The sequence below is a fragment of the Streptomyces sp. NPDC091972 genome, from assembly GCF_044756385.1.
Classification (GTDB): Bacteria; Actinomycetota; Actinomycetes; order Streptomycetales; family Streptomycetaceae; genus Streptomyces.
Genome location: NZ_JBIVSV010000009.1, coordinates 64,795 through 80,647, shown reverse-complemented (window position 1 = coordinate 80,647; position 15,853 = coordinate 64,795). Strand labels below are relative to the sequence as shown.

The 15,853-nt window shown below is 72.5% G+C and carries 10 protein-coding genes; 7 read left to right on the top strand and 3 right to left on the bottom strand.

Annotation, left to right across the window (positions count from 1 at the left end; all coding sequences use genetic code 11):
- Window positions 1-165 precede the first annotated feature (165 nt).
- From ACIQJT_RS25775 to ACIQJT_RS25765, 3 genes are all read left to right on the top strand, one after another.
- Window positions 166-960: a S1 family peptidase gene (locus ACIQJT_RS25775; RefSeq protein WP_402647196.1), complete on the top strand. Its 795-nt coding sequence runs from the start codon at window positions 166-168 to the stop codon at window positions 958-960.
- Between the two features lie 581 nt (window positions 961-1,541).
- On the top strand, window positions 1,542-2,663 hold the full coding sequence (locus ACIQJT_RS25770) for an arabinogalactan endo-beta-1,4-galactanase (RefSeq protein ID WP_402647193.1): 1,122 nt from the start codon (window positions 1,542-1,544) through the stop codon (window positions 2,661-2,663).
- A 156-nt stretch (window positions 2,664-2,819) separates the two neighbouring features.
- Window positions 2,820-4,220, top strand: coding sequence for a cytochrome (locus ACIQJT_RS25765; RefSeq protein WP_402647191.1), 1,401 nt, complete (start codon window positions 2,820-2,822; stop codon window positions 4,218-4,220).
- Window positions 4,221-4,296: 76 nt separating this feature from the next.
- Here the strand turns inward: ACIQJT_RS25765 and ACIQJT_RS25760 are convergent, their stop codons facing one another.
- From ACIQJT_RS25760 to ACIQJT_RS25750, 3 genes are all read right to left on the bottom strand, one after another.
- Window positions 4,297-4,965 (bottom strand): YceI family protein, encoded by a 669-nt coding sequence (locus ACIQJT_RS25760; RefSeq protein ID WP_365465061.1) that lies wholly within the window; start codon window positions 4,963-4,965, stop codon window positions 4,297-4,299.
- 108 nt (window positions 4,966-5,073) lie between these two features.
- Window positions 5,074-6,666 carry a cation acetate symporter gene (locus ACIQJT_RS25755; protein WP_402647188.1) on the bottom strand — a complete coding sequence of 531 codons (1,593 nt, stop codon included), beginning with the start codon at window positions 6,664-6,666 and terminating at the stop codon, window positions 5,074-5,076.
- A complete protein-coding gene (locus ACIQJT_RS25750; protein ID WP_402647186.1) occupies window positions 6,660-7,115 on the bottom strand; it encodes a DUF485 domain-containing protein in 456 nt (151 codons plus the stop codon). The genes ACIQJT_RS25755 and ACIQJT_RS25750 overlap by 7 nt, the downstream gene beginning before the upstream one ends.
- A 512-nt stretch (window positions 7,116-7,627) precedes the next feature.
- On the opposite strand from ACIQJT_RS25750, the gene ACIQJT_RS25745 reads away from it, so the two are divergent.
- The 4 genes from ACIQJT_RS25745 to ACIQJT_RS25730 are packed head-to-tail and all read left to right on the top strand — an operon-like array spanning window position 7,628 to window position 15,791.
- Window positions 7,628-9,169, top strand: coding sequence for an acyl-CoA carboxylase subunit beta (locus ACIQJT_RS25745; protein ID WP_402647183.1), 1,542 nt, complete (start codon window positions 7,628-7,630; stop codon window positions 9,167-9,169).
- Between the two features lie 25 nt (window positions 9,170-9,194).
- The gene (locus tag ACIQJT_RS25740; RefSeq protein ID WP_402647181.1) at window positions 9,195-10,907 is read left to right on the top strand and encodes a fatty acyl-AMP ligase; all 1,713 of its coding nucleotides are present in this window, start codon (window positions 9,195-9,197) and stop codon (window positions 10,905-10,907) included.
- Window positions 10,904-14,851, top strand: coding sequence for a beta-ketoacyl synthase N-terminal-like domain-containing protein (locus ACIQJT_RS25735; RefSeq protein WP_402647179.1), 3,948 nt, complete (start codon window positions 10,904-10,906; stop codon window positions 14,849-14,851). The genes ACIQJT_RS25740 and ACIQJT_RS25735 overlap by 4 nt, the downstream gene beginning before the upstream one ends.
- Window positions 14,852-14,867: 16 nt before the next feature.
- The gene (locus tag ACIQJT_RS25730; protein ID WP_402647176.1) at window positions 14,868-15,791 is read left to right on the top strand and encodes an alpha/beta hydrolase; all 924 of its coding nucleotides are present in this window, start codon (window positions 14,868-14,870) and stop codon (window positions 15,789-15,791) included.
- The last annotated feature ends 62 nt before the right edge of the window (window positions 15,792-15,853 follow it).

Here is a 15,853-nt window from a genome sequence, read left to right as displayed (position 1 = left end):
GCCAGGGGCCCGTACACGGTCGTCCCCGCGCCGCCCCGGGCCTGCACCCGAAACGGATCACGGCGTCCCCGGCAACCGTTTCACCCTCACGGCTCGTCCTTCCCACCGACCTCATCACGCGGGCCGGTGCACGCCCCGCGCCGAGCACTTCAGGGGGAAACCACCATGCCGATCCGCGCTGCCAGAAAATTCCGTTCCGGAAGGCGCACGGCGGCCGTCGCCACCACCGCCGTGCTCGCCGCGGCCGCGCTCTGGTCCACCGCCGCGCCCGCCTCAGCCGTCAAGGGCGGCCGCCCGGCCACCACGGCGGCCCGGCCGTACGCCATGCTGATCGAGTTCGAGGGCAGCCAGTTCTGCGGCGGCACGCTCATCGCGCCCACCGAGGTGCTCACGGCCGCCCATTGCGTGCAGACCGCCGGCGACGTGTCCACGCTGACGGTCATCGGCGGCCGCACCCGGGTGGACGGCACCGACGGGACGGAGCGGCAGGTCACCTCGGCCCGGCTGGACTCGCGGTACGGCGGGCCCGGTACCGCCTACGACGCCGCGGTCCTGACCCTGGACGGGCCGATGCCGTACCGGACGATCCCGGTGGCCGGCCCCCGGGACGGCAAGCTGGTGGCCGACGGCCGCAGGGCCACCGTGCTCGGCTGGGGACGCACCGGGCCAGGCGTCAAGGGGACCGTTCTCAAGCAGACGAAGCTCGTCCTCTCACCCCTCCCCGACTGCCGGCCGTACACCGAGCCCGACACCGACCCCGCCGCGATGCTGTGCGGCATGCCGCGCCCCGGCACCACCGACAGCATCTGCCCCGGCGACTCCGGCGGACCGCTGATCAGCGGCGGCAAAGTGGTCGGCATCGTGTCGTCCGGCAACAAGTACTGCGACGAGCAGTACCCGGTGTCGGTGTTCGTCCGCGCGGACTCGGTCGCCGGGGATCTCGGCATCCCCACCCGCTGACGGCGACGTCGTCGCCCGCGGCCACGCCCGTACGACGCGGCCCCACTGACGGACGTTCAGGGTGCCTTGCTCCACGGCCCGTTGACGGGGACGGGGCACCCGGCTCCCGCCACGGCGGCGGCGATCGGGTCCGGGGTGCCGGCCGCCTGTACCCGGCGGCCGACGGGTACGACCTTCACCTCGCGCGGGGCCGCCCTCGTGGGCTGGGGCCTCGGCGAGGTCTCGCCGGTTCCGCAGTCCGCGGGGTCCAGCTGCTGGGGGAAGCCCTCGACCTGGTGACGGGCCGGGCGACCGCACAGGGCGCAGGGGCGCGGCTCGGACAGCGCGTCCTCGTCGAGGCCGGTCCCCTCCTAGGCGGCCGGCTTGGTCAGTGCCCCCTCCAGGAAGTACGCGTACTTCTCCCGCACTCGCCGCGTCCCGAGGGGAGGGCTGTGTACGTACACAGACGAACCCGCTCAGGAAGCACGGCTTCCACCTCACGAAATGCTGCGGACACATGTATTTACAGCTCTGAACTCACTCCCTACTGTGAACGTTCACGGAGTCTTATCCACATGGTCATGTCAGACAAGGAGGTCGGGATGACCGTCAAAGGTCCGCGTCGCCTGATGAGGGCCGCCATGCTCCTGGTGGCCCTCGCCCTGCCCGCATCCCTGCTCACCACGTCCACCAGCGCCTCCGCGGCCGGGACGCTCACCATGCGCGGCGCCGACGTGTCGACCGCCCAGCGCGCCCTCGACCTCGGTGCCAAGTACTACGACGCGAGCGGCACCGCCCGGGACCCGCTGGACATCCTCAAGGGCCTCGGCGTCAACTACGTCCGCCTGCGGGTCTGGAACAACCCGGCCAGCGGCTACAACAACAAGGCCAAGGTGCTGTCGTACGCGAAGCAGGTGAAGGCCAAGGGGCTGCAACTGCTGGTCGACTTCCACTACTCCGACACCTGGGCGGACCCGGGCAACCAGAACAAGCCCGCGGCGTGGGCCGGGCACACCATCAGCCAGTTGCAGACCGACGTCTACAACTACACGTACGACGTCTGCAACAGCCTCAAGTCGCAGGGCACCACCCCGGACAGCGTGCAGATCGGCAACGAGATCAACGTCGGCATGCTGTGGAACGAGGGCAAGGTCGTCAACAACGACTTCACCAACCTCAGTCTGCTGCTCAAGTCGGGCTACAACGCGACCAAGGCGTGCAACAGCGGCACCCGGGTCGTCATCCACACCGCGGACGCCGACAGCGACGCCAACGCCCGCTGGTTCTACGACGGCATCAAGGCCAAGGGCGTCAACTGGGACATCACCGGGCTGTCCTACTACTGCCCGTGGCACGGCACGATCGCCAACATGGGCAGCGTCGTGGCCGACATGAAGTCCCGGTACGGCAAGGACGTCGTCATCGCCGAGACGGCCTACCCGTTCACCTCGGCCGACGCCGACGGCACCGCCAACTCCATCACGACCGGCTGCTCGGGCTACCCGCTCACCTGGCAGGGCCAGGCGGACAACTTCACCGCCGTGCAGAACGCGGCCCGCAGCAACGGCGCGATCGGGGTCTTCTACTGGGAGCCCACCTGGTACGCGGTGACCGGCAACGGCTGGGACCCGGCCGACATCGCCAACAGCGGCAACGGCTGGGACAACATGGCCGTCTTCAACTGGACCGGCAAGGTGAACCCGAACGTCAAGTGGACCCCGTAGCAGCCGACTTGGGGCAGCGGCGGCACCGTCCCCGGGCGGTGCCGTTCGCCGTTGGCCGGCTTCCCGGAGCGCCGGGTCGGTAATCACCCCCCGCCATGGAGGCAGCGCGGGGGGTCACATTACCCTGGCGTAGCGCCTGAGCGAGGAAAGGAAGCCATGGGGGTTCAACTGAACAGTGGATCGGCGGCCGGCCACGAGTCGCTGGAGTCGATGAGCCTCGAACCGCTCATGACCCGCGACTACGAACGGGATCCGGCGATCGTGTACGAGCGGCTGCGCCGGGCGCACGGTCCGGTCGCGCCGGTCGACCTGCTGGGGGTCCCCGTCTGGCTCGTGCTGGGCTACGAGGAGGCGTACGAGGTCCTCCGCGACGACCACGCCTGGCCGAAGGGGCTGGAGAACTGGCGGGCGCGGCGGGAGGGGCGGCTGCCCGAGGACTGGCCGCTCGCGCCGTCGCTGGACGTCAACCATGTCCTGATCCAGGGCGGTGAGGGCTACCGCGGGCTGAAGGTGGCCTGGGACACCGCGCTACGGCCCTTCCAGGACCCCCGGCATCCGGTGGCCAAGCGGCTGAAGGCCCAGATCACCAGGGACGCCGACGAACTGATCTCACTGTTCACCCAGGGCGGCCGCACCGGCTGGGCGGACCTGTCCGCGCAGTTCTCCCGGCCGCTGCCGCTCATGGTCGCCAGTCATCTGCTCGGCTTCCCGGGCTCCCAGCACGACGACGCGCTGATGGACATGTGGCGGGTGCTGGACGCCGGACCGGACGCGGGGCCGGCCCTGGAGCGGCTGCTGGCCACGCTGTCGGAGCTCGGCGCCTCGAAGATGAAGGAGCCCGGCGACGACTTCCCCTCCTATCTGCTCGCCTCCCATCCCGGCCTGAGCGTCGAGGAGTTGTCGCGCGAGCTGATGATGCTGCTCGGGATGACCTCGGACCACGTCGGCATCCTGATCTCCAACACGGTCGTCGAGGTCATCACCGGGAACCTCCCCGCGAGCGCCAGCCTGTCGGCGGGTCTGATCAGGGAGACCATGAACCGGGTGGTGATGCAGAAGCCGCCGCTGATCAACTTCGTGCCCCGCTTCCCGGTGAAGGACATGCGGCTCGGCGACTACACCATCACGGCGGGCGATCCGGTGTGGGTGTCGGTCGGTGCCGCGCACGCCGACCCGGCCTTCGCGGGGAAGGTGTGCCCCGAGTCGACCATCAGCACGCGGGCCCATCTGTCCTGGGGCGCCGGTCCGCGGCAGTGCCCGGCCCGGGAGCTGGCCGGGGGCGCGGCGGCGATCGGAGTGAGCAGGCTCTTCGAGCGGCTGTCCGGGCTGGAGTTGTCGCTGCCGGTCGACCAACTGCCCTGGCGTTCCTCGCCGTTCATGCGCGGGCTGCGGTCGCTTCCGGTGCGGTACACGCTCTCGGGCACGCCCGCCCAGCCGGTGCCCCCGCTCCCGCCGCTGCCCGCCGCGGCCGGGGCCGGTCCGGCCGACGAGGCCGGCACCGTACGGCCGCGCTCCTCCCTGTGGCGTTATCTGGCCGGGCTGGTGCGCGGACGCTGACACCCCGCGCAACGGTGGAGCGGGCCACGGACTCGGATAAGTCCGTGGCCCGCTCCACGTGCGTGGCGGGTGCCGGTCAGCCGACCGGAGGGGTGCGGATCGCGGCGATGTCGAACTGGAGGCGTACCTTCTCGCTGACCATGGCACCGCCCTCGGCGAGCTTCGTGCTGTAGGTCAGGCCCCACTCGGAGCGGTTGATGGTGGTGGTCCCGTCGAACCCGGCCCGCTGGTAGCCGAAGGGGTCGGTGACATGGCCGATGTAGGTGAGTTCCAGGACCACCGGGCGGGTGGTCGCCTTGATGGTGAGGTCGCCGGTCATCCGGTACACGTCCGGACCGACGGGCTCCACGGCGGTGCTGACGAACCGCATGCGCGGGTAGGTCGAGGCGTCCAGGAAGTCCCTTCCCACCAGGTGGCCGTCGCGCTGCTCCACCCCGGTGTCGACGCTGCCGGTGGAGATGATGATCTCCGCCTTCGAACGGGACGGGTCGCGGCCGTCGAAGTACAGGCGGCTCTGGTACTCCGTGAACGCCCCGCGCACGGTGGTCACCATGGCGTGGCGTACGGAGAAGCCGATCCTGCTGTGTGCGGGGTCGATGGCCCATTCCCCGGTCAGGGCCGCCAGTCGCGGGTCGGAAAGGACGGCTGTGGCAGTGGCCGACGACCCGGTGGGGGGCTGGGAATCGTCGGCGGCTTCCGCGCGGTCCGTGCGACGGAACATGGTGCCACGGTTGAACAAGTTCATACATCACCTAATTACTGCACGGGAGTTGTCGCCGCAAGCCGTGCTCCGCTGTCGACGAAATATCCACGTGTTCGCCACACGGTTCCCCGAAAAGTCGGCGGAAATCGGCTAGTCGGCTCCGACGAGGGTGTGCACTTCGAAGTCCTCGTATGTCTCCTTTGCTTCGGGACGACTGAGCACCGAACCCAGCCAACCGAGGAGGAAGCCGGCCGGGATGGAGACGATTCCGGGATTCTGCAAGGGAAACCAGGCGAAATCGGCGTCCGGGTAGAGCGAGGCGGGGACGGAGGAGACGACCGGGGAGAAGACGACCAGGAGCACCGAGGTGAGCAGCCCCCCGCACAGACTCAGCAGAGCTCCCTGCGCGGTGAAGCGGTGCCAGAAGAGGGTGAAGACGAGGGTCGGCAGGAGGGCGGACGCGGCGATGGCGAAGGCGAGGAAGGCGAGGGTCGCGGAGTTGGCGCCCCAGGAGATCAGCGCGAGCAGCATGCCGAGCACGCCGATGACGGCCGCCGCGAGCCGGGCCACGGCCAGTTCCTCCGTCTGCGTGGCCCGGCCCTTGCGGATCACCTCCCCGTAGAGGTCGTGGGCGAGCGAGGAGGCGGCGGCCAGGGTGAGGCCCGCGGCGACCGCGAGGAGGGTGACGAAGGCGAGGCAGGACAGCAGGGCGGTCAGGACGGCGCCGCCGAGTTCGTGGGCCAGCAGCAGGACGGCCGCGTTCCCCGTGCGGTCGTTCTCCTCGATGGTGTCGCCGGTCAGCACCGCGGTGGCGCCGAGGCCGAGGACGCCGGCCGCCAGGCAGACGAAGCTGACCAGGCCCATAGCCCACACCACCGAGGTGCGCAGCACGTCGGCCGACTTCGGGGCGAGCAGGCGCATCATGACGTGCGGGAGGGCGGCGAGGCCGAGCACGATGGCCAACTGGAGGCTGAAGAAGTCGAGTTTGCTGGTGGTGCTGGCGCCGTAGCGCAGTCCGGGTTCCAGGAACCGCTCGCCCTGCCCGCTGTTGTCCGCGGCCGCGGCGAGCAGGTTCTCGAAGTTCCAGTCGAAGCGGTGCAGCACCATCACCACGGTCACGCTGACCCCGCAGATGAGCATGACCGCCTTGACGACCTGGATGAAGGTGGCGCCGGGCATGCCCCCGATGGCGGCGTAGACGATGACGACGGTGCCGATGACGACGACGCACAGGGTGCGGGTGGCCGTGCTGGGCTCACCCGTGAACTGAGTCAACAGGGCTACGCTGCCGACGAGTTGGGCCACCAGATAGAGGGTGGCGATGGCCAGCGTGCACAGGGCCAGGGCGAGGCGGACCGGTCGCTGCATGCGGGACAGGCGCAGCGCCAGGGTGTCGCCGAGGGTGAACCTGCCGGTGTTGCGCAGGGGTTCGGCGATCAGCAGCAGGACCATCATCCAGGCGACCGCGGTGCCGCACAGGTAGAGCAGTCCGTCGTAGCCGGTCAGGGCGACCAGTCCGGTGCTGCCGAGGAGGGTTGCGGCCGACAGATAGTCGCCGCACATGGCCAGCCCGTTGCGCAGCGGGGACATGGCCCGGTTGCCCAGGTAGAACTCCCCGATCTCGTCGCGCTGGGGTGCGGTCAGCAACGCGGTGAACAGGGTCACGACGACCACGGACAGGAAGAGCACGAGCGTCAGTTGGAGGCTGAGGCGGTCCACGACGGAGGCGCCGGTCGTCACCATGGGCGGAACTCCTCCTCACGGGGGGCCGTGCGCGCCTCGAAGGCCGCCCGTTCGCGTTCCGCGCTCGCCTGGTGGCGGACCAGACCGCGCAGCCCGCGGACCACGGGGGTGACGCGGGTGCGCATGTGCACGAGGTAGCGCCACACGATCAGGCCCATCAGCGCGAACTGGCCGAGGCCCAGCGCCAGTCCGACCGTGAGGTGGCCGCTGGCGGGGGTGTTCATCAGGCCGGGCGCGAAGCTGGACAGCAGGACGTACAGCAGGAAACCGCCGACGGCGACAGCTGTGGCCCGGACGCCGAAGCGCCGGTGGCGGCGGCGCAGCGACTGGTAGGCGGGCTGGCGGGACACCGAGGACCGGTGGGACACCGAGGGCCGCCGGGCCGGTCCGGGGCCCGCTTCGAAGGGGTTCGGCGGCCCGCCGAGCCCCGGGGTGGAGTGCCGTGACACATGCACCTTCTTTACTGCCGCGCCGGTCGTCGCTTCGAAGGCACGCCGGAGTCATGCATTGTGCGGACTGTGGGGGAATGGTGAATCTGGAATTCACGCGCTTCGAATTGCGCGCTTTACGACAAGCCTTGTCAGGCGGTCGGGCCGGGGAGTCGGGGGGTGGCGACGAGGCCAGGACCGGGATTGTTGCAGCGCCCCCGTTGAACTATCAACCGGGAGGTCGAACCGAATCGGAAAACTGACTCATTCACGTGGTTCGATTCACGCACACGGCTTCTCACGGCCTGCGAAAAGGCGGACCTCCGGAATAGGTCTGCACCTTCCCGCCGACCAGGTTGTCTCAAATGCAGCGCACAGGGCGTGCCCTCGCCGTGCACCTGCCCTTGTCACCGACGGAGCAAGGCCGGCCTCCCGGGACTCACCTCGCGCAAACAGAACGGCCCGGGGCTCGGCCCGCGCCGGGGGCGCTGCCATATTCGAAGGCCACTTCGGAGGTGGCTGTGACACTAGAGGTGACGACGACACGTCTGCCCGACCGCACCGCCGACCGCGTCCTCGCGCTCGAAGCCCGCCGGGCGCAGGCCGTGGCCGGGAACAGGCCGAGAAGACGCGGCAAGTTCGGCGCCCGGGAGCGGATCGACCTGCTGCTGGATTCCGGCTCGTTCACCGAGACCGGTCTGTTCGTGCGGGCCCGGCCCACCGGGGACGACGCCGACCGCCCGTACGGGGACGGTGTGATCACCGGCTACGGCACGGTCGACGGGCGGCCCGTCTGCGTCTTCTCGCAGGACTCCACGGTCTTCGGCGGCAGCATGGGCGAGGCCTTCGGCGAGAAGACCGTGGCGCTGATGGACCTCGCCCTCAGGACCGGCTGCCCGGTCATCGGCCTCAACGACGGCGGCGGCGCCCGCATCCAGGAAGGCGTCGTCTCCCTCGCCCTCTACGCCGAGCTGGTGCGCCGCAACGTCCAGGCGTCCGGGGTCGTCCCGCAGATCTCCGTCGTCCTCGGCCCGTGCGCCGGCGGGGCCGCCTACTCCCCCGCCATCACCGACTTCACCGTGATGGTGGACGGCGCCTCGCACATGTTCGTCACCGGGCCCGACGTCATCGAGGCGGTCACCGGGGAGCGCACCAGCGCCGAGGAACTGGGCGGCGCCCGCACCAGCAACTCCCTGAGCGGCAACGCCCACTTCCTCGCGGCCGACGAGATCGAGGCCCTGGACACCGTACGGGAGCTGCTGTCGTACCTGCCCGTCAACAACCTGGAGCGGCCGCCGCAGTACGCCCCGCTGCCGCCCCCCGCCGACGTGCCGCTCGACGAGATCGTGCCGGACCGGCTCGGGCAGGCCTACGACATGCGGGACATCCTGCGGGCGGTCGTCGACGACGGTGAACTCCTGGAGGTCCAGGAGCTGTTCGCGCCGAACATCATCTGTGCGCTGGCCCTCGTCGAGGGCACGTCCGTCGGTGTCGTCGCCAATCAGCCGCTGCACGCGGCCGGGGTGCTGGACATCGACGCCTCCGAGAAGGCCGCGCGGTTCGTGCGGTTCTGCGACGCGTTCGGCATTCCGCTGCTGACCTTCGCCGATGTGCCGGGCTATCTCTCCGGGGTGCGGCAGGAGCAGGCCGGGATCATCCGGCGCGGCGCCAAACTGCTGTACGCGTACGCCGAGGCGACCGTGCCGAAGGTGACGGTGGTGGTGCGCAAGGCGTACGGCGGCGGATACGCGGTGATGGGTTCCAAGCACCTGGGCGCCGACGTCAACCTAGCCTGGCCCACCGCCCGGATCGCGGTGATGGGCGCCGAGGGCGCGGTGGGCGTCCTGCACCGGCGTGAACTGGCCGCCTCCGACGAGCCCGAGGCGTTGCGGGCCCGTCTCGTGGACGCGTACGAGAACACCCACGGGACGCCCTATCCGGCCGCCGAGCGCGGCTACGTCGACGCCGTCATCGCCCCGCGCGACACCCGCGCCCACATCTGCCGTGCCCTGCGTGCGCTGCGCGGCAAGCGCGCCCCGATGCCGGAACGCCGGCACGGCAACATCCCGCTCTGACCTGCCCCGCGAGGAGACCTGCCCGATGGACATCCGCCGTCCCCCGCTCGCCCCCGCGTTCCGGAGTCTGCCGGAGTACGTGCACCACTGGGCCCGCACCACCCCGGACCGCCGGGCGTTCACCTTCGTCGACCACCCCGCCCCGCACTCCCGTGGTGTCCACCGCACCCTGACCTGGCGCCGGCTCGACGTGCGCGTACGGGCGGTGGCCGCCCGGCTCGCCGAGGAGGCCGAGCCGGGGGCACGGGTCGCGGTGCTGTGCCCCCAGGGTCTGGAGTACGTCACCGGGTTCCTCGGAGCGCTCGCGGCCGGCATGGTCGCCGTACCGATGTATCCGCCCGGCCTGCCCGGCCACGGTGACCGGCTGGCGGCCGTCCTGGCCGACGCGAGCCCCGCAGTGGTGCTGACGACAGGTCAGGTCCAGCAGGCGGCGCGGGACCTGTGCGAGGGAACGACCGCCCGGGTCGTCGCCGTGGACGGGGTGCCGGACGCCGCCGCGCGGGAACTCCCGCCCCCCGAAGGGGAGATCGCCTACCTCCAGTACACCTCCGGGTCGACGCGCACCCCGGCCGGGGTGGAGATCGGCCACGCCAACGTCGTCGCCAACGCCCGGCAGGCACTGGGCGCTTACGGGGCCGACGCCCAGCAGGTGACCTTTGTGGGCTGGCTGCCGCTCTACCACGACATGGGGCTCGTCCTCAGTGTCGCCGCCCCGGTCGTGCGCGGGCTGCTGTCGGTGCTCATGGACCCGGTCGCCTTCCTGCACGAACCCGCGCGCTGGCTGCGGCTGTTGTCCGCCCACCCGAGGGCGTTGAGCGCGGCGCCCAACTTCGCCTACGACTACTGCGCCTCGACGGTGACCGAGGACCAGAAGGCGGACCTGCGGCTGGACGGGGTCGTCGCGCTGATCAACGGCAGCGAACCGGTCCGGCCCACCACGGCCGAGCGGTTCCGGGCCGCGTTCGCCGGACAGGGGCTCTCGGCCACGACGCACTGCCCGTCGTACGGGCTCGCCGAGGCGACCGTCTTCGTCAGCGCCGCCCGGCCCGGGGAGCCGGTGCGGCGGTTCGCCCTCGACCGGGACGCGCTCGCCGAGGGCAAGGCGCTGCCCGCGCGGCCCGACGATCCCCGCGCCGTGCTGCTGGCGGGCTGCGGGACCCCGGTGGGCCAGGAGGTCTCCGTCGTCGACCCGGTCTCCGGCGCCCCTCTGTCCGAGGGCGAGGTCGGCGAGATACAGGTGCGCGGACCCAACGTGGGCCGCGGCTACTGGAACCGGGAGGAGCAGACCCGGCGCGTCTTCGGCACGGACGGCCGGCTGCGCACCGGTGACCTGGGGACGGTCCTGGAGGGGCAGTTGATCGTCACCGGCCGGCTGAAGGACCTCATCGTCGTCGACGGGCGCAACCACTATCCGCAGGACCTGGAGGCCACCGTCCAGGAGACGCACCCGGCGGTACGGCGCGACCGGCTCGCCGCGTTCGGGGTGGCCGGAGCCTGCGGTGAACGGGTCGTCGTGGTGGCCGAGCACGCGCGGACCACGAGCCTCGCGGAGATCGACGTACCCGCTCTGGTCCGGGACGTGCGGGCGGCCGTGTCCGGGCGGCACGGCGTGCGGCTCGCCGAGGTGCTGGTCGTCCCGCCGGGGACGGTGCCGCGGACGTCGAGCGGCAAGGTGTCGCGGGCGCTGACACGTGAGCGGTACCTGGCGGGTGCCTACGGGGCGGGCGGCGCCGCGTGAGGGCCGTGGACGCGGACGCGGTGCGCCGGCTGGTCGCGGAGCGGGTCGCCGGGTGGACCGGCACGGCCGTCGCGGACGTTCCGATGGACCGGCCGCTGGCGGACCTCGGCATGTCCTCGCGGGAGGCGGTCGTGCTGGCCGGGGACCTCTCCCGGGTCACCGGAGGGGAACTCCCGCCGACGCTGCTGTGGGAGGCGCCCACCGGGGAGGCGCTGGTGGCGCACCTGTGCCGTACACCGTCGGAGATCCCACCGCCCGTCCCGGCCACGGCGGCTCCCGCCGCGGAGCCCGTCGCCGTCGTCGGCCTCGGCTGCCGTCTGCCCGGCGGGGTGCACGGCCCCGTGGACTACTGGCGGCTGCTGACCGACGGCGTGGACGCGATCAGACGGGTCCCGGCGGACCGCTGGCGCGACTTCACCCCCTTTCCGCCCGAGGACGCGCCCCCGTACGGCGGTTACCTCGACGACATCGCCGGGTTCGACGCGGCCTTCTTCGGCATCACCCCGCGCGAAGCCGCCGTCATGGATCCGCAGCAGCGCATCCTGCTGGAGGTCGTCCACGAGACCCTCGCCCACGCCGCCGTCCCGGCCGCCTCCCTCGCGGGCACCGCGACCGGCGTCTTCGTCGGGGTCTCCGCCCCCGAGTACGGCTCCCTCACCGGCGCCGACCCGGCGGCCGTCGACCCCTGGGCCCCGGCGGGCGGCGCATTGAGCGTGACCGCGGGACGGCTGGCGTACGTGCTGGACACCCGTGGGCCGAGCATGGCCGTGGACACCGCCTGCTCCTCCTCGCTGGTCGCCGTGCACCACGCCTGCGTGAGCCTGCGCACCGGCGAGAGCGACACGGCGATCGCCGCGGGCGTCAACCTGCTGCTGTCCCCCGCCGTCTCCGTGGCGTTCCGGCGGGCGGGTGCCCTCGCCCCGGACGGACGGTGCAAACCGTTCGCGCCGGACGCCGACGGCATCGGACGCGGTGAGGGCTGCGCGGCCGTGCTCCTGAAGCGGCTGTCCGACGCCGAGCGGGACGGCGACCGGGTGCTCGCCGTCATCCGCGCCACGGCCGTCAACTCCGACGGCCGCTCCAACGGCCTCCTCGCCCCCAACCCGGCCGCCCAGCAGTCCCTGTTGGCCACCGCGTACACCCGGGCAGGACTCGCCCCCGCCCAGGTCGACCACGTGGAGGCGCACGGCACCGGCACCCCCCTCGGCGACCCCATCGAGGCGGGCGCGCTCGGCGCGGTGCTCGGCGCGGGCCGCGACCCCGACCAGCCGCTGCTGCTCGGCTCCGTGAAGTCGAACCTGGGACACCTGGAGGCCGCCGCGGGCATCGCCGGGCTGGTCAAGACCGTGCTGGCGCTGCACCACGACGTCGTCCCGCCGTCCCTGCACTGCGCCGAGGGCAGCGCCCTGGACGACGAACGGCTGCGCGTGGTCACCGAGGGCGAGCCCTGGCCGCGCTACGGCGGTACGGCCGTCGCCGGGGTCTCCGGGTTCGGGTTCGGCGGCACCAACGCGCATGCCGTGCTGGAGGAATGGCGGCCCGGCGTCCTGCCGCCGCGCCCGGCCGGGGAACCCGGCGCCCGTCTCCACGTCCTGTCCGACGTGGACGAGGAGCGGCTGCGGGACACCGCGGCCCGGCTCGCCGACTGGGTCCGGACCGCGGCCGCGCACCCGGCCGACGTGGCCCGCACCCTGGCGGGCAGGGCGGGTCGCGGCGCAGTGCGCGCGGCGGTCGTCGCCCGGGACCGGGACGAACTCGCGGACGGGCTGCGCGCGTTGGCACAGGGCCGCCCGCACGGCCGGGTGGTGACCGGTGAGCGCGATCTCGTAGGGCCCGGCCCGGTGTGGGTCTTCTCCGGGTACGGCAGCCAATGGGCCGGCATGGGACGCCGGTTGCTGGCCGAGGAGCCCGCCTTCGCCGCCGCCGTGGAGAAGCTCGACGCGGAGTGCGGACTGTCCCTGTCCGACCGGCTCGCGTCCGGGAGCGGGCTGGACCGGCTGGAGGTGGCCCAGCCGGTGCTGTTCGGTCTCCAGGTGGCGCTCGCCGAGCTGTGGCGCTCCTACGGCGTCGAACCCGCAGCCGTCATCGGCCACTCGCTGGGCGAGGTGGCCGCGGCGGTCTGCGCGGGCGCCCTGGACCCCGCGGAGGGCGCCCGGATCGTCTCCGTCAGGGCGGCGCTGCTCGGCCGGCTGAGGGGCGGGGCGATGGCGGTCGTCGACCTTGCCGACGGTGAACTCGACGTGATGGCACGGGACTTCCCCGGTGTACATGTCGCCGTCCACTCCTCGCCCGGGCAGAAGGTCGTCACCGGCGAGGAACCGGCGGTGGCGGGTCTGGTGCGGTGGCTGGAGGGGCAGGGGCGCACCGCACGGTCCATGCGGGTCGTCGGTGCGGGTCATTCGCCCCAAGTGGAGCCACTGCTAGGCGAGTTGACCGAGGCATTGGCCGACGTGGGCGGCAGGGCGCCCCGGGTGCCCGTGTACTCCACCGTCCTGGACGACCCGCGCGGCGACTGCGTCTTCGACGCCGCGCACTGGGCCGCGAACCTGCGTAGGCCCGTACGGCTGGACCGGGCCGTCGCCGCGGCCGCCGCCGACGGCCACACCGCCTTCGTGGAGATCTCCCCGCACCCGGTCCTGAGCCGTGCCGTCACCGAGAACGCGCCCGGCGCCCTCGCGATCGGCACACTGCGGCGGGACGCCGACGGATGCGCCGACTTCCTCACGCAGGTGGGCGCCCTGTACTGCGCGGGCGCGCGGCTGCCCCTGCCCGCCGGGCGGGTCGTCGACCTGCCCCTGCCGCGCTGGAGGCACGTGCGGCACTGGTGGACGGACGGACGCGGCGCCTCACCGGCCCGCACGCCCGCCTTGCCGCAGGCACCGGCCGAGGAGGCGCCGGCCGGGCAGGACACCTCCGTCGCCGCTCGCCTGTGCCACCACATCGCGGCCGTCACCGGGCACCCCGCCGGCCGGATCACCCCCGCCACCGAGCTGGCCGGTCTCGGGCTGGACTCGCTGATGGCGGTCCGCGTCCGCACCGCCCTGGAGCGGGAGTTCGGCGTCGGACTGCCGCTGCGCGACCTGCTGGGTGCCACCACGGTCCAGGAGGCGGCCGACCGGATCCGGACCGGCCCGGTGCGCCCGCTGCGCCTCACCGGCACCCGGCCGCCGCTCTTCCTCGTGCACGCGGCCGGCGGAACGACCGACGTCTACCGGACCCTCGCCGCACGCCTGGGCGACGACCGGCCCGTGTACGGACTCGAACGCCTGGAGGACGCCCTCACGGTGACCGGGAAGGCCCGCCGCTACGCCGAAGCCGTCATGGCCCTGAACCCCGACGGGCCCTGCCTGCTGGGCGGTTGGTCCTTCGGCGGGTTCGTCGCCCAGGAGACCGCACGGCACCTCACCGCCGCGGGCCGGGAGGTGGATCTCGTGGTCCTCATCGACTCCGTACGGCCCCTGTCCCGGCCCGGCCGCACGCCCGCCGACCGGCTCCGCGCCCACTTCGAGGGCTTCGCCCGTCACGTCCGGGACACCTACGGGGTCGCGCTGGACCTGCCGTACGACGACCTCGTCGCCATGGACGACGACGGCGAGCGCATCGACACCGTGCTGGATGTCCTGCGCGCGGCCGCCGACGTACCGCCCGCCGTCCTGGAGCACCAGCGCTCCTCCTACCTGGACCTGAGGATCGGCGAGGCCCACGCGCCGGGCCGCCACGACGGGCCGGTGGTCCTGTACCGGGCCACCGAACCCGCTCCGCACACCGTGCGCGACCCCGCCTACGAGCGCGACGACCCGGCCCTGGGCTGGGACGAGGTGTGCCCGCGCCTGACCGTCGTACCGGTCACGGGACACCATCTGTCGCTGCTCGACCCGCCGCACGTCGACGAGATCGCCGCCCATCTGGGGCGCGAGCTCGCCGCAGGGACCCGCCGAACGTGACCCGAGGAGAACCGCCATGCACCGACGCACCACCGGAGTGTCCCGACGCACCGTCACCAAGGCCGCGGCCGGCGCCGGTCTGGCCGCCCTGTTCGGCGCCGGGACCGCCTCCGCGCTCGGGTCACGCACCAGGGACGTGTCCGTGCCCTCCGCCGCCCTGGGCCGCAGCGCCCCGGTGCGGCTGATCCTGCCGTCCGGGTTCGAGGCGCAGCCCACCCGCACCTACCCGGTGCTGTACCTGCTGCACGGCGCCCACGACGACTACACGTCCTGGACCCGGGAGACGGACATCGAGGCGTTCACCGAGGGCCGGGACCTGATCGTGGCCATGCCCGACGCGGGCCCCACGGGCATCCCCACCGCCTGGCGCGGCGGGCCCGACTACGAGACCTTCCAGCTCAAGGAGGTCCATGCGCTGCTCACCCGCGACTACCGGGCCTCCGGAACACGGGTCGTCGCGGGGGTGTCCACCGGCGGCTACGGCGCGATGGCGCACGCGGCCCGCCACCCGGGCACCTTCACCGCCGCGGCCTCCTACAGCGGCATCCTCGACACCATGGCGCCGGGTGTGCCCGCCCTCGTGGACGCCATCGTGGCCCGCGAGAACCTGGCGCCCGCGTCCCTGTGGGGCAACCCCTTCCTGAACCTGCTCACCTGGCGCGACTTCAACCCGCGGGACAGGGCGACAGGGCTGCGCGGCACCGCCCTGTACGTCTCCTGCGGCAGCGGGCTCGCGGGCGGCACGGGCGACTGGCTGCCCGAGGCTCTGGAGAGCGCCCTGTGGCCGTCCGCGCACGGCTTCACCGACAAGCTGGCGCTGCTGCGCATCCCGGTCACCACGCACTTCTACGCGGGAGGCGGACATGACTGGGCCTACTGGAAGCGGGAGTTCACCGCCTCGTGGCCGATGCTCGCCCGTGGGCTGGGGGTGCCGGAGTGAAGTCGCTGCCGTCGGGGCACGGAACGCAACGCGGGGGCCGTCCGTCCAACACAGGACTCACC